At 66.1% G+C, this 14,137-nt stretch carries 11 protein-coding genes; 8 read left to right on the top strand and 3 right to left on the bottom strand.

Annotated elements, in window-relative coordinates; genetic code table 11:
• The 7 genes from Y900_RS09105 to Y900_RS09075 are packed head-to-tail and all read left to right on the top strand — an operon-like array spanning position 1 to position 8,334.
• A complete protein-coding gene (locus Y900_RS09105; protein WP_036341465.1) occupies positions 1–1,611 on the top strand; it encodes an acyl-CoA synthetase in 1,611 nt (536 codons plus the stop codon).
• Positions 1,608–2,435, top strand: coding sequence for an amidohydrolase family protein (locus tag Y900_RS09100; protein ID WP_036341464.1), 828 nt, complete (start codon positions 1,608–1,610; stop codon positions 2,433–2,435). The genes Y900_RS09105 and Y900_RS09100 overlap by 4 nt, the downstream gene beginning before the upstream one ends.
• The gene (locus tag Y900_RS09095; protein ID WP_036341461.1) at positions 2,436–3,482 is read left to right on the top strand and encodes an acyl-CoA dehydrogenase family protein; all 1,047 of its coding nucleotides are present in this window, start codon (positions 2,436–2,438) and stop codon (positions 3,480–3,482) included.
• A gap of 7 nt (positions 3,483–3,489) precedes the next feature.
• On the top strand, positions 3,490–4,683 hold the full coding sequence (locus Y900_RS09090) for an acyl-CoA dehydrogenase family protein (RefSeq protein WP_036341458.1): 1,194 nt from the start codon (positions 3,490–3,492) through the stop codon (positions 4,681–4,683).
• The gene (locus Y900_RS09085; protein WP_036341455.1) at positions 4,680–5,918 is read left to right on the top strand and encodes an amidohydrolase family protein; all 1,239 of its coding nucleotides are present in this window, start codon (positions 4,680–4,682) and stop codon (positions 5,916–5,918) included. Before Y900_RS09090 ends, Y900_RS09085 begins: the two co-directional genes overlap by 4 nt.
• A gap of 14 nt (positions 5,919–5,932) precedes the next feature.
• Positions 5,933–7,141, top strand: coding sequence for an acyl-CoA dehydrogenase family protein (locus Y900_RS09080; protein ID WP_036341452.1), 1,209 nt, complete (start codon positions 5,933–5,935; stop codon positions 7,139–7,141).
• Positions 7,138–8,334 (top strand): cytochrome P450, encoded by a 1,197-nt coding sequence (locus Y900_RS09075; protein ID WP_036341449.1) that lies wholly within the window; start codon positions 7,138–7,140, stop codon positions 8,332–8,334. The genes Y900_RS09080 and Y900_RS09075 overlap by 4 nt, the downstream gene beginning before the upstream one ends.
• Here Y900_RS09075 and Y900_RS09070 read toward each other — a convergent pair whose 3' ends face one another.
• On the bottom strand, positions 8,335–9,516 hold the full coding sequence (locus Y900_RS09070; protein ID WP_036341445.1) for a CaiB/BaiF CoA transferase family protein: 1,182 nt from the start codon (positions 9,514–9,516) through the stop codon (positions 8,335–8,337).
• 4 nt (positions 9,517–9,520) lie between these two features.
• Positions 9,521–10,666 (bottom strand): thiolase family protein, encoded by a 1,146-nt coding sequence (locus tag Y900_RS09065; protein ID WP_036341443.1) that lies wholly within the window; start codon positions 10,664–10,666, stop codon positions 9,521–9,523.
• A 68-nt stretch (positions 10,667–10,734) separates the two neighbouring features.
• Between Y900_RS09065 and Y900_RS09060 the strand changes: the two genes are divergently transcribed.
• Entirely contained in the window at positions 10,735–12,921 is a 2,187-nt protein-coding gene (locus tag Y900_RS09060) for a molybdopterin-containing oxidoreductase family protein (RefSeq protein WP_036346267.1), read from the top strand.
• Here Y900_RS09060 and Y900_RS09055 read toward each other — a convergent pair.
• Positions 12,918–14,129 carry a CaiB/BaiF CoA transferase family protein gene (locus Y900_RS09055; protein WP_036346264.1) on the bottom strand — a complete coding sequence of 404 codons (1,212 nt, stop codon included), beginning with the start codon at positions 14,127–14,129 and terminating at the stop codon, positions 12,918–12,920. The genes Y900_RS09060 and Y900_RS09055 overlap by 4 nt on opposite strands.
• Positions 14,130–14,137: the final 8 nt, after the last annotated feature.

The following is a 14,137-nucleotide window of genomic DNA, read 5'->3' as shown; positions in this document are numbered from 1 at the left end:
GTGCCCGAATGGACGATCGGTGCGGTGCTCGACGCCATCGCCGAGGTCATTCCAGACCGGCCGATGACGATCTGTGGCGAGCGCACCAGCACCTTCGCTGATTCGGCCGACCGCACGCGGCGCCTGGCCAACTTCCTGGCAGGCAGGGGATTCGGCGCGCACCGCGAACGGTCCGACCTGCAGAACTGGGAGTGCGGCCAGGACCGGGTCGCGCTGATCATGCACAACGATCTCTACCCGGACATGGTCATCGGGTGTCTCAAGGGCCGGGTCGTGCCCGTCAACGTCAACCACCACTACACGCCGCGCGAAGTCGCCGAGCTGCTGGACTACATCAAACCCCGCGGCGTGATCTACCACCGATCGCTGGGCGCCAGGTTCGCCGATGTGCTGCCACCGGACAGCGCCGAGCTGCTGATCTCGATCGACGACGGCAGTGCCGGACCCGACCTGCCCGGCGCGATCGATCTGGATGAGGTTCTGGCACAGGGTGATCAGGATCAGAGCATCTCGGCCTCGCCTGACGACGTGTTGATGATCTGCACGGGCGGCACCACGGGCCGCCCGAAAGGGGTGATGTGGCGGCAGGCCGACACCTATGCCATCTCGATGAACGGTGCCGATCACGAGTCCGTCACCGAGATCCACGACAAGCTCGGCACCCCCGGTGCGCCGTGGTTCGCGGTGTCCCCTCTGATGCACGCGGCCGGGATGTGGACGGCGTTCGCCGGCGTTCTGAACGGCCAGACCGTGGTGCTCTACGACTCCGCGAAGTTCGATCCGCACCGGGTCTTGTCGACCGCGCAGCGGCACAAGGTCGGAATGATGACGATGGTCGGCGACGCGTACGCCGCGCCGCTGGTCGAGGAGCTGCGGCGAGGGGACTACGACCTGTCCTCGTTGTTCGCGTTGGCGACCGGAGGAGCGGCGACCAACCTCAAGCATCAGAACGCCCTCCTGGAGCTGCTGCCCGACATCATCCTGATCAACGGCTACGGATCGTCGGAGACCGGCAATGTCGGGTTCGGGCGCAGCATGCGTGGCGACCACAAGGACACCTTCGAATTACGCGACGGCGCTTTGGTTCTCGCCGAGGACTACAGCCGCTTCCTCGACGCCGGTGAAGACCAGGTTGGCTGGGTGGCCCGCGCAGGCCGGATCCCGCTCGGCTACTTCGACGACTCCGAGGCCACCCGCACGACATTTCCCGAAGTGGACGGAGCACGGGTGGTGATCTCCGGTGACCGTGGCTCGCTGGCACCGGACGGAACGCTGCGGCTGTTCGGCCGGGACTCGCTGGTGGTCAACACCGGCGGGGAGAAAGTCTTCGTCGAGGAGGTCGAAGAGGTGCTGCGCGCGCATCCCGATGTCACCGACGCTCTGGTGGTGGGCCGGCCCAGTGAGCGCTGGGGCCAGGAACTCGTCGCGCTGGTGGCGCTGCACACCGAGGTGGCGCACGGGGCGCTGCACGAGCACTGCACAGCGCAGCTGGCCCGGTACAAAGCGCCGAAGGAGTTCATCGTCGTCGACCAGGTCAGACGCCTAGGTAACGGTAAGGCCGATTATCGCTGGGCCAAGGAGACTGCCAACAGCAAGGTTTCGCTGTCATGACGCATCGTGTCATAGATTGTCTGGCCAACGTTCACTTCGGCGAGACGGAGAACCAGCCCACCTTCATGAAGAAGGTGCGCGACGAGTACTTCAAGGGGCCGGCGTCGATGTACGACCCGATCGATCTGGCCACGCTCCTCGATGAGATGGATTCCCATGGCGTTCAGCGGGCCGTCTTGATGGACTCACTGGTGAAGCCGTCGGTGACAGCGCGCACGTTCGTCGACGCGCACCCCGACCGTTTCGCACTGGCGATGGGCGGGGTCAACCTGCTGCGGCCCATCCCGGCGCTGCGCGAGCTGGCCGCGGTCGCTGCCGATCTCCCGGTCGCCTATGCCGTTGTGGGACCAAGCTTTTGGGGAGACGGTCAATACCCTCCAAGTGACGCCGTGTACTACCCGCTCTACACCAAGTGCGCGGAGCTTGAACTACCGCTGTGCGTCAACACCGGGCTGCCGGGGCCGCCGATCCCCGGTGAGGTGCAGAACCCGATCCACCTCGACCGGGTGTGCGTGCGGTTTCCCGAGCTGCGGTTGTGCATGATCCACGGTGCCGACCCCTGGTGGGATGTTGCGATCCGGTTGATGATCAAGTACGAGAATCTCCGGCTGATGACGTCGGCGTGGTCACCTAAACGCCTGCCGGACAGCTTGTTGCACTATATGCGAACCCGCGGCAAGAACAAGATCATCTTCGCATCTGACTTCCCTGTGCTGCGGATGCAGCGGGTGGTGCCCGAGGCCCTGGCCCTGGACCTGCCTGCCGACGCGATGGACAACTACCTCTACAACAACGCCAACGAATTCTTCTTCAGGGAGCGCTGAATGGACCGCTACGAACTGCGCAGGCTCGACTACAGCCTCTCCGAGGACCACACCGATCTGCAGACCGCCTATCGGCAGTTCTTCAAAACCCACAGCACGATCGAGACGGTGCGAGCCGCCGAGGCCAGCGGATTCGACAAGAGCCTGTGGGAACGGTTGTGCGCCATGGGCGCGACGACGATGGCCGTCCCGGAGTCGGTGGGTGGCGACGGTGCCACGCTGGTGGACCTGACCCTGGTGGCCGAGGAGCTCGGCCGCTACCTCGCGCCGGTGCCGTGGATCGATCATGTCTGCGCGGCCCGGCTGTTGGCCGGCCTGGGCGCGCTCACCGATGAGGTGATGAGCGGTAACCAGATCGCCGGCCTGGACGCATCGCTGGACAGCGCCTCGGGTGTGCGGCTCATCCCGACCGGGTCGATCGCCGACCACATCATCATCCGGGACGGTGCACAAGGTGAAGACGTCGTTCTCCTCTCGTTCGGTACGCGTCCGGCCAAGGTGGACAACATCGGCCGGCTCCCGATGGCCTGGGTCGACCCGGCGGCCGCCGACAGCCGAACGGTGCTGGGCAGTGGGCCGGCCGCCCTCGCCGAATATGCTCGGGCGCTGGATGAATGGCGGCTGCTGACGGCGTCCGCGCTGGTCGGTCTGGTCGAGGAGACCATGACCATCGCCGCCGAGTTCGCGAAGTCCCGCTACACGTTGGGCGTACCGATCGCCACCCTGCAGGCCATCTCGCATCCGCTGGCCAACATGGTGATCACCGTCGAAGGCGGCCGCAACCTGGCCCGCCGCGCCGCGTGGTTCCTCGACAACGAACCCCATGCGCGTCCCGAGCTGGCACCGTCGGCATTCGTGTTCATGGCCGAAGAAGCGTCCAAGGCCGCGACGATGGCCGTACACATCCAAGGTGGCCTCGGAGTGTCCTCGGAGGCCGCCGCGACCGCGTACCTGGTGCGGGCAAGGGGCTGGCCACTGGCCGGTGGCGATCCCGGCGCCAGCGCCAAGCAGATCGGGCGCCTTCTCGCAGACCGCGAAACCGCATAGGGCAGCCATGGATTTCTCACCGGTAGAGCTGACCGACGAGGATCAGCAGTTCCTCGACGAGGTTCGCCACTTCCTGACAACCCACATCACCGACGAGGTGATCCGGCACGACCGGGAGACCGGAGACAACTTCCACGAAGGTGTGCACCTGGCACTCGGCGCGGCCGGATACCTGGAGGCCGAATGGAGATCGGAATCCGAGGGCGGCTTCACCCGGGTCCGCCGACGGATCTGGGAGCTGGAGAAACGACGGTTCGCGGTGCCGTGGGTGACCTGGGGTACCACGTCGATGGTGGCGCGTTCGGTCGACACCTTCGGCTCCGCGGAACTCAAAGCCGAAGTGCTGCCCGGTGTTTTCAGCGGGCACGTCCGGCTGTGCCTTGGCTACACCGAGCCCGAGGGCGGTTCGGATGTCGCCACCTGCAAAACGCGCGCGGTTCGCGACGGCGACCAGTGGATTGTTAACGGCTCCAAGATGTTCACCACCGGGGCGCACAACTGCCAGTACGTCTTCCTGATCACCAACACCGATCCGGAGGCGCAGAAGCACAAGAGCCTCACCATGTTCCTCGTTCCGCTGGACCTGCCCGGCATCGAGATCCAGGGCCTGCGCACCGTCGACGGTGACCGGACGAACATCGTCTATTACAGCGACGTCCGGGTCGACGACAAGTACCGCCTCGGCGAGGTCAACGGTGGCTGGACCGTCTTACGCGAACCGCTCAACGTCGAGCACGGTGCGGTGGCCGCGGCAGCCGACGGGTTGGCCGATATCTCGATCATGATGCACCAGGCCAACTTCATGGCCACCGCGGTCGACAAGGTGGCCGCCGCGGTCGGCCGGTCCGACCCGAGTGGCCGCCGTGCGGTCGACGACGGATCGGTGTCGTACCGACTGGGCCGCAGCGCGGCCCGGATGGAGGCCGCCCTGAGTTCGCCGAGTCTCTACGGCCGGGTTGCGATCGCCCAGGCGATGCGGGATATCTCACCGGATCTGATGGACATTCTCGGTGCTGCCGCAACGCTTCCGGTGGAGACCGACGGTGCTGCCGACGACGGGGCGTCGGAGTACGTGTACCGCTTCGCGCCGCTGTCCGGAATCTACGGCGGCACGCTGGAGGTCTTCCGCAACATGATCGGCCAGTACGTGTTGGGGCTGGGCAAGCCCGCGTACGCACCGCAACCGAAGAAGGTGTCATGACCGAAGCGCAGCGGCGCGATGTGCCGATCTTCGACGCCGATCAGCACATGTACGAGACACCCGAGGCGCTCACCCGGTACCTCCCTGAGCGTTATCGCTATGCGGTGCAGTACGCCCAGATGGGCAGGCAGACCAGGCTGGTGATCAACAATAAGGTCAGCGACTTCATCCCGAACCCGACGTTCGAACGGGTCGCCGCCCCCGGCGCGCACGAGAAATTCTTCGCAGGCGAGAACAGCGAAGGCCTGACGCTGCGCGAAATGCAAGGCCCCGCAATCGAAGCGCCGGCGGCCACCAAGAACCCGGCGGACCGGATCGCCGAGCTCGACCGCCAGGGTGTGGTGGAGGCGCTGAACTATCCGACCCTGGCCAGCCTCGTCGAGCACTCGTCGGCCGATGATCCCGAGCTGACACTGGCGATCATCCACGCCCTCAACCAATGGATGGCCGAGCACTGGTCCTACGTCTACGACGACCGGCTGTTCTCCACCCCGATCATCAACCTGTCCGAAGTCGGCGGCGCGCAAGCCGAACTCGAGTACCTGCTCTCCGCCGGCGCCAAGGTGGCGCTGATCAAACCCGGCCCGGTTCGCGGTGTGCACGGCTGGCGCTCCCCGGCACTGCCGGAATTCGATCCGTTCTGGCGCGACGTCGAGGCCGCCGGCCTGCCGATCGTCCTGCACGCCAGCTACCCGCCGCTCGACTCCTACGTAAGCAAGTGGGAGCCGCCGCACACCCAGAACTTCATGGCGATGAGTGCCTTCCGGTGGATGGTGCTGGGCCACCGCGAAATCGCCGACATGATCACCAGCCTGATCTGCCACGGCACCCTGACGCGGTTCCCGCGGCTGCGGATCGCCAGCGTCGAGAACGGCAGCTCATGGATAGGCCAGCTCTTCCTCGACTTCGACGACCTGTACAAGAAGATGCCGCAGAACTTCCCAGAGCACCCGCACGACGTGTTCCGGCGCAACATCTGGGTCAGCCCGTTCTGGGAGGGCAGCGTCTCGGATGTGGTCAACACCGTCGGCTGGGACAAGGTGCTGTTCGGGTCGGACTATCCGCACCCGGAGGGGCTGGCCGAGCCGCGCGGCTTCTGGAAGTACGCCGAAGGTATGGACGAACGCCGAACCTACGACTTCATGGGCGACAACGCCCGCCGGTTCATGGGTCTGCCGCTGGCCAACCCCGACCCCACCGCCGCCGCGCCGCCGGTGCTGGCCGTCCCGTCCTGATCCGAGGAGCTGCCATGGATTTCACCGAAGTCGAGCTGAGCCCCGACGATGCGTCCTTCCAGCGCGACCTACGGACCTACCTGTCCGAGCTGGTCACCGACGAGGTGCGTCTGCGAGACCGGCAGACGGGTGACAACTTCGACGAGGGGGTGCACCTGGCCCTCGGCGCCAGAGGTTTCCTGGAGAAGGAATACAGGACCGGATCGGATGGCGGCTTCACCCGCATTCAACGCCGCATCTGGGATCTAGAGCGTCGCCGGGCGCACGTGCCGTGGGTGACGTGGGGAACCACCGTAATGGTGGCCAAGGCGGTCGCCGCGTTCGGCAAAGCCGAGCTGGTCGACGACGTCATGCCGAGAGTATTCGACGGCACGGCACGAATGTGCCTGGGCTACACCGAACCTGAGGGTGGCTCGGACGTGGCAACCTGTAAGACCCGCGCCGTCCGTGAAGCGGATGGGTCGAGCTGGGTCATTAATGGGTCGAAGATGTTCACGACGGGTGCGCACAACTGCCAGTACGTGTTCCTGCTGACCAACACCGATCCGGCAGCGCCGAAACACAAGAGCCTGAGCATGTTTCTGGTTCCGCTGGACACCCCGGGTATCGAGATCCAGGGCATCCGTACCGTTGACGGCGACCGGACGAACATCGTGTACTACACCGACGTGCGGGTCGACGAGAAGTATCTGCTCGGCGAAGCCAACGGCGGCTGGACGGTGCTGCGCGGACCGCTGGACGCCGAACACGGTGCCGCGCCGACGGAAGCAGACGGGCTCTCCGACGTGTCGATCATGGCCCACCAGGCCGGCGTGATGGCCGCCGCCGTCGATGCCGTCGCCGCCCATGTCGGCCGGTCCGACCCCTCGGGACGCCGGATGGTCGATGACGGCGCGGTCGCCCACCGGCTCGGCCGCAGTGCCGCCCGCCTGGAGGCATCCCTGTCCACACCAAGCATTTTCGGCCGAGTCGCTCAGGCCCAGACGATGCGCGATATCGCACCGGACCTGATGGACCTCGCCGGCGCCGCCTCGGTGTTGCCGGTGGACACCGACGGGGCGGCCGACAACGGTGCTTCCGAATATGCCTTCCGGTTCGCGCCGCTGTTCGGGATCTACGGCGGAACGCTCGAGGTGTTCCGCAACATGATCGCGCAGCACGTGCTCGGGCTCGGCAAACCCAACTACTCGCCGCCGGCGACCAAAGCCCCGGTCGCCACATGAGTGTGGTGTTCGATCCGTTTTCGGAAGACTTCTTCATCAGCCCGTACGAGACGTATCGCCGGATGCGCGACGACGCCCCGGTCTACTACAGCCAGGAATACGACTTCTACGCGCTGACCCGACACGACGACGTCGCCGCCGCCTTCAAGGACTACGAAACCTACTCGTCGGCATACGGCGTTGACCTCGGCCAGGTCCGCAAGGGCGAGGTCACCGAGCACGGGTCGATCATCGCGATGGACCCGCCCGCGCACCGGCGGATGCGCAGCCTGCTCAACAAGGTGTTCACTCCTCGGGCGATCGAAGCGCAGCGCGCCCTGGTCATCGAACTGGTCGACAAGCATCTGTCGGCTGTCGATCCGACGGGATTCGACGTCGTGCAGGATTTCTCGGCGCTGTTCCCGGTCGACGTCATGACCACCTTGCAGGGAGTGCCCGCCGCTGACCGCCAGCAGATCCGGTTGTGGATCGATGAGCTGCTGCACCGCGAGAGCGGCGATGTCGAGATGACCGCGTCGGGCCAGCAGGCCGCCGTCGATATGGCGATCTACTACTTCCGGCTGATCAAGAAGCGGCGCGAGGAGCTCGGCGACGACTTACTGAGCAAGCTGATCTGTGCCGAGATCGAGCGAGAAGACGGCCGGATGGAACCACTGGACAATATCGAGATCACGGAATTTGCAACGCTGTTGGGTGGTGCTGGCGCAGAGACCGTGACCAAGCTGATCGGGAATGCGGCCGTGGTCTTCGCACAGAACCCCGACCAGTGGGAGCTGTTGTGCAGTGACCGCAGCAAGATCCCGCTGGCCGTCGAAGAACTGCTGCGCTACGAGGCCCCGGCCCAGTACAACGTGCGCTGCTCGCTGCGTGAGGTCAGGTTGCACGGCGTGACGATCCCGGTCGGCAAGCCGGTCTTCCTGGTCGGCGGATCAGCCAACCGTGACCCGCGTGCGTGGACCGAACCGGACAGATTCCATATCGACCGGGACCGCACGCAAGCGCAGAATCTCGGACTCGGCTATGGAATTCACAGTTGCCTGGGCGCAGCCCTGGCCCGGCTGGAGAGTGCGATCGCGCTGGACAAGATGCTCGACTTCATGCCGAAGTTCGAGGTCGACTTCGACGGCTGCAAGCGGGTCAATATGCAGAACGTGGCGGGCTGGAGCACCGTGCCGGTGCGAGTGCTTTCCTGACTAGATGATGCCGTCCTGGCGCAGGGTTGCGATCTGGGATGTGGCGTAACCGATTTCGGCCAGCACCTCATCGGTGTGTTCACCGAGCAACGGTGCGCGCCGGCGAATGGTGCCGGGCGTGGCCGACAGGCGAAACGGTGTCTCTATCAAGGGCACGGGCTTCGACGCGCCGGGGAACGGCACCCGCTTGAGGTAGCCCATCGCCTCCACGTGCGGATCCTCGAGAACTTCCTGGGGCGAATTCAACGGAGCAGCAGGCAGTTTCGCGGCCTCCAGCGCGGTGAGCACCTCGGCTCTGGTCTTGCCTGCACACCACTGCTGCATCAGATCGTTGAGAACATCGCCGTTGCGCCAGCGTGCGTCGTCGTCGGCGAAGCGCGGATCATCGAACAGCTCCTCCCGGCCGATCAGCCGGCACCACCGTTTGAACATCGGCTGGCCGGCGATCTGCAGCAGGACCCACCCGTCGGTGACTTCGTACAGGTCGCATGGCGCGACCGAGGTGCCGCGGTTGGCGGCGCGGGGCTTGTCCACGCCCAGCAGCTCGCGCTCGATGAGGAAGGCGTTGGACAGCATCAACGCCGTGGGCAGCAGCGCGCCTTCCACGTGCTGGCCCTCCCCGGTCTGGCTGCGGTGGTAGAGCGCCATCATCACGCCGATGGTCAAGGTGAGCGCGGTACCGAAGTCTGCCTGGGGGACCACCGTTCGGATCGGCAGCTCCGGCAGGCCCTGTCGGTAGACGGCGCCGGACATCACCTGGCCCGCCCCGTCGAATCCGATCCGGTCGCTGTAGGGGCCACCCTCGCCGTAGGCCGTTGCGCTGGCCAGGATGATGTCGGGTCTGACCGCGCGCAGCGACTCGTAGTCGAGCCCGCTGGCCCGCATACCGGCGGCCGGCATGTTGGCGATCACGATGTCGGAGCGGGCTACCAGCAGCCGGGTGATCTCGGCGCCCTCCGGCGTCGTCGAATCGAGCGTCAGCGAGCGCTTGTTCCGGTTGCACTGCAGGAAGGTGCCGCCTTCACCGCCGCTGGTGACCGACTGCACCCAGCGGTCCTCGCCGCCTTCGCGCTTCTCGACGCGCAGGACGTCGGCGCCCATGTCGGCGAGAAGTGCACTGCACCACGGCGCGGCGATAAACCTGCCGTAGTCGAGCACCCGCACCCCGTCGAGAACGCCCATCGGTCTACCGCGTCAGGATCGTTGCTGCTGCGGTACCCGGCGCGCCGTAGAGCTGGGTGAAACCGACCTTCGGCTCACCGGGCACCTGGCGATCACCGGCCTCGCCGCGCAACTGCCGGACGATCTCGTGGATCTGCCGCAGCCCGGACGCGCCGATCGGCTCGCCGTTGGCGATCAGCCCGCCGTCGGTGTTGATCGGCATGGAACCGTTGATCTCGGTCTCGCCATCGGCCAGCAGCCGCTCCTGGTCGCCGTCCGGGCAGAATCCGCACTCGGCCATGTGGATGATCTCGGCGCCCGCGTCGGTGTCCTGCAGTTGGATCACGTCGACATCTTGCGGTGACACACCGGCCTTTTCGAACGCGGCGCGGGCTGCGTGCACAGTTGGTGCGACGTCCTCGTCGACGGGGCCGAAGGTGGTGTTGACCTCGTAGGCGCCGTAACGACGGGTGCGGACTTCGACCGCTTTGAGGTACACCGGCGTGGACGTGTAGCGGTGCGCGATGTCGGCGCGGCACATGACGACCGCCGCGGCTCCCTCGTCGGGTGCACAGAACATGTACTGCCGCAGCGGGTAGTTCAACACCGGCGACGCCATGATGTCCTCGATCGAAATCTCCTTGCGACGGAATGCATTCGGGTTCAGCACACCGTTGCGGAAATTCTTGTTGGCCACCCGCGCCAGCGTCTCCTCCGAGATTCCGTGGTCGTGCAGGTAGCGGTTGGCCTTCATGCCGAAGAACTGCGTGGTGAGGTACTGGCCGTTCTCGGCGTACCAGCGCGGCATCCCGACCAGGGCCGGATCCTCGGTGAACGCGCCGCGCGGATGCTTGTCGAGCCCGATCGCTATACCGATGTCGTAGTCGCCCAGCCGGATCCCGTCGGCGCACGCCTTGGCGGCGCTGGCCGCCGTTGCGCAGGCGTTGAAGACGTTGGTGAACGGGATCCCGGTCAGTCCGACCATGCTGACGATCGCATCGGGGTTGGCGACGGTCCAGCTGCCGCCGGTGGCGAACTGGACGTCCTTCCATTCGATCCCGGCGTCGGCGACGGCGGCGAAGATCGCGTCGACGCCCATCGCCATGGCGGACTTACCGTCGAACCGGCCGAACGGGTGCAGGCCGACGCCGATGATGGCGACATCGTTCATCGATGGTCTTCCTCTCGGGATCCGCGGAGACGCGCAGGAACTGTAACACTTACAGTATCGTGTCCTGCGTGGCTTCCACGATCGAGCACAAGACCACGTTCTGCCGCATCTGCGAACCGCTGTGCGGCATGGTGGCCACGGTCGAGGACGGCAGGCTGACGGCACTGCGCCCGGACAAGGATCATCCGCTCTCGGCCGGTTTCGCCTGCCAGAAGGGCATCGCGTTCACCGAGGTGCAGAACGATCCGGATCGGGTGACGACCCCGCTTCGCAAGGGCCCGGACGGCTACGAACCGGTGAGCTGGGACGCGGCGCTGTCCGATATCGCCGCCCGGTTGACGCAGATCCTGAACGCCCGTGGGGCGGGGGCGGTCGGCTGGTACATGGGCAACCCCGGTGCCTTCAGCTATGCGCACACCTTCGCGGCTCTGGGCTTCATCAAGGGCCTCGGCCGCGGCGGCCACTATTTCACGGCGTCGTCGCAGGACACCAACAGCAGGCTGATCGCGAGCCAGATGCTGTACGGGGCCCCGACGTCGGTGCCGATCCCCGATCTGACCCGCACCAACCTTCTGGTGATGATGGGCGCCAATCCCGTTGTCTCGCATGGCAGCTTCCTGACGGCGCCCCGGATCAAGGACCGCATGCACGACATCGTCAAGCGGGGCGGCCGTGTCGTCGTCGTCGACCCGCGCCGCACCGAGACGGCGGCGGCCTTCGAGTGGTTGCCCGTCGTGCCCGATGCTGATTCATTCCTGCTGCTGTCGCTGCTGCAGGTGATGTTCGCCGAGCACCTCGTCGACACCGCACGGGTGACCGCACAGGCCGACGGCCTCGACTGGCTGCAATCGCTGTGCGCGCCGTTCACCCCGGAGTTCACCGCGGCACGCACCGGCATCGACGCCGACAGTGTCCGGTCGCTCGCCCGGGATCTGGTGCGCGAGCCGCGGGCGGCCGTCTACGGCAGGCTCGGTACCTGCGTCGGCCGGTACGGCACGCTCACCACCTACCTGATCGATGCGGTGAATCTCGTTGCGGGAAACCTCGATGCACCCGGTGGATCGGTGTTCAGCTCGATGGAGACCGTCGGAGGCCGCTGGCAGGCCACGATCATGGGCCTGGCGATGCGCCGCTCGTATCGCAACCGGTCGCGGATCGGCGGGATCCCCATCGCCGTCGCCATGGAACCGGCCGCGCTGATGGCCAAGGAGATCACGACGCCGGGCGACCGCCAGATCAGGGCGATGTTCGTCTCGGCGGGCAACCCGGTGCTGTCGGTGCCCAACGGCGGCGAACTCGAGGCTGCCTTCGACTCCCTGGAATTATCGGTAGCCCTTGACTTCTACGTCACCGAGACGACCGGCAGGTGTGACTACATCCTGCCGGTGACCACGATGTACGAACGCGACGACTTCCCGTACACGTTTCAGGCCTTCCAGGCCACGCCGTTTCGGCAGGCCACCGATGCTGTGGTCGCTCCGGCCGGGCAGGCCCGGCCGGAATGGGACATCGTCGCCGATTTGATGGCCCGGCTGGCCCCCGGCGTGCCGGCGTTCACGGTGTTCTCGGTCGCGCGAAAAACACTGGGCCGCTTCGGGGTGAACCTCCAGCCGCGGCTGATGATGGACGCGCTGATCCGGATGTCGCAGGGCGGTGACCTGTTCGGCTTGCGTCGCGGTGGGCTGACGCATCGCCGGCTGACCGAAGACCATCCGCACGGCGTGATCGTGGCGCCGCACATCCGCACTGGCGCGCTGCGCAATTCGGTGGCCTATCTGTCCCGCCGGGTCCGGCTGAGGCACCCCGGTATCGCCGCCGAGGTCGAGAAGCTCAGCAGCAGTGGTCATCCCGAGGGCTATCCGTTGCGGATGATCGGCATGCGCGAGCCGCGTTCGGAGAACTCCTGGATGCACAATGCGCCGCTGCTGATGCGAGGAGAGCGGGGGCACCGGGCGCTCATCGGAGTCGACGACGCAGCCGAACAGGGCATTACTGATGGTGATGTGGTGCGAGTGTCGTCGCCGTACGGCGAGATCACCGTCGAGGTGATGACAACCAAGGACCTGATGGCCGGGGTGATCGCCGTCCCGCACGGGTGGGGGCACACCGGCACCGGGACCTGGAAACTGGCGAATCGCGCAGGCGGGTCCAACGTCAACCGGCTGACGTCGAGCGAGCCCGAAGATGTCGAGTCGTTGTCCGGGATGGCCTGGCTGACCGGCGTCCCGGTTCGCGTCGAGCGAGTAGCCGGTTAGGCGATCGCGCCCGACTCCTTGAGCGCCTCGATGCGGTCCCAATCGATACCGATCTCCATCAGCACGATTTCGGTGTGCTCGCTGGCCTGCGGTGCTCGGGTGGTCTCCAGCGCCTCGTGATTGAACTGCACCGGCCCGCGCACCACCTTGAACGGTGCTCCACCGTCAGCTGCTTCCACCTCGACGATCATGTCGTTGGCGATCGCCTGCTCGTCGGAGGCCAGATCGACCAGACTCTGGAACGGCGCCCACTGGCCCTTCATCGTCTTGAGGTGCTGGCGCCAATACTCGAACGGCTTGGCGGCGATCGCCTCGGTGATCAATCGGACGCCCTCTTCGGCGTTCTGGATCAGCGGCATCACGTCGGAGAACCGGGGGTCGTCGGCGAGCTCGGCCAGGCCGAGATGTTCCCAGGTGTCGCGGATGTAGCCGGTAGGGCTGACGATGCACAGGTTGATCGTGCCGCCGTCAGAGGTCAGGTAGTTGGCCATGAACGGGTTGACCGATGTCGTGGAGCCGGGCATCAGGGAGCGCATGGTCTCCCCGGTCTCCATGCCCTGGGTGACACTGGCGCCTGCCGCCCACCACGCGGTGCTCAGCAGCGACACATCGATCTCAACCGCCTCGCCCGTCCGTTCCTGATGGAACAGCGCCGCCGAGATGCCGCCGGCGATGTTCATCCCGCCGATCGAATCGCCGAACGCTGGAATACCCTGCGGCAGAGCGCCTCCGAGCTCTTCCGGCGTGAGCGCGTGGCCGACGCCACTGCGGGTCCAGAATGCGGTGCCGTCGAAGCCGCCGACCAGGCGCTCGGGTCCCTTGTCGCCGTAGGCGCTGCCGCGGGCGTAGATGATGTTGGGGTTGACCGCGCGGATGTGCTCGACGTCGAACTTGTTCTTCTGGCGGGCCTGCGGCATGTAATTGGTCAAAAAGACGTCGGCTGTCTTCGCGATCTCGTACAGCACCTCCTGGCCGTCGGGTGTGGAGACGTCGATGCCGACGCTGCGCTTGCCGCGGTTTGGATGCTCGATCAGCGGGTGCCGGTTCGGGTCGAGCTGAAAGCCGCCCATGTTGATGAAGCCGCGCTGAGTGTCGCCGCGGACCGGGTGCTCGACCTTGATGACGTCGGCGCCCCAGTCGGCCAGGATCGCTCCGGCCGCCGGAACGAACGTGAACTGCGCGACCTCCAGTACCCGGATGCCGTCCATCACCTTGA

Source organism: Mycolicibacterium aromaticivorans JS19b1 = JCM 16368 (assembly GCF_000559085.1).
GTDB classification, from domain to species: Bacteria; Actinomycetota; Actinomycetes; order Mycobacteriales; family Mycobacteriaceae; genus Mycobacterium; species Mycobacterium aromaticivorans.
This window is presented reverse-complemented; position numbering and strand designations above follow the sequence as displayed.

Excerpts from the sequence above, each read along its gene's own strand:
- Y900_RS09100 (WP_036341464.1), top strand. The coding sequence starts at position 1,608 with ATGACGCATCGTGTCATAGATTGTCTGGCCAACGTTCACTTCGGCGAG.
- Y900_RS09055 (WP_036346264.1), bottom strand. The coding sequence starts at position 14,129 with ATGGACGGCATCCGGGTACTGGAGGTCGCGCAGTTCACGTTCGTTCCG.
- Y900_RS09065 (WP_036341443.1), bottom strand. The coding sequence starts at position 10,666 with ATGAACGATGTCGCCATCATCGGCGTCGGCCTGCACCCGTTCGGCCGG.
- Y900_RS09080 (WP_036341452.1), top strand. The coding sequence starts at position 5,933 with ATGGATTTCACCGAAGTCGAGCTGAGCCCCGACGATGCGTCCTTCCAG.
- Y900_RS09090 (WP_036341458.1), top strand. The coding sequence starts at position 3,490 with ATGGATTTCTCACCGGTAGAGCTGACCGACGAGGATCAGCAGTTCCTC.
- Y900_RS09070 (WP_036341445.1), bottom strand. The coding sequence starts at position 9,516 with ATGGGCGTTCTCGACGGGGTGCGGGTGCTCGACTACGGCAGGTTTATC.
- Y900_RS09085 (WP_036341455.1), top strand. The coding sequence starts at position 4,680 with ATGACCGAAGCGCAGCGGCGCGATGTGCCGATCTTCGACGCCGATCAG.
- Y900_RS09075 (WP_036341449.1), top strand. The coding sequence starts at position 7,138 with ATGAGTGTGGTGTTCGATCCGTTTTCGGAAGACTTCTTCATCAGCCCG.
- Y900_RS09095 (WP_036341461.1), top strand. The coding sequence starts at position 2,436 with ATGGACCGCTACGAACTGCGCAGGCTCGACTACAGCCTCTCCGAGGAC.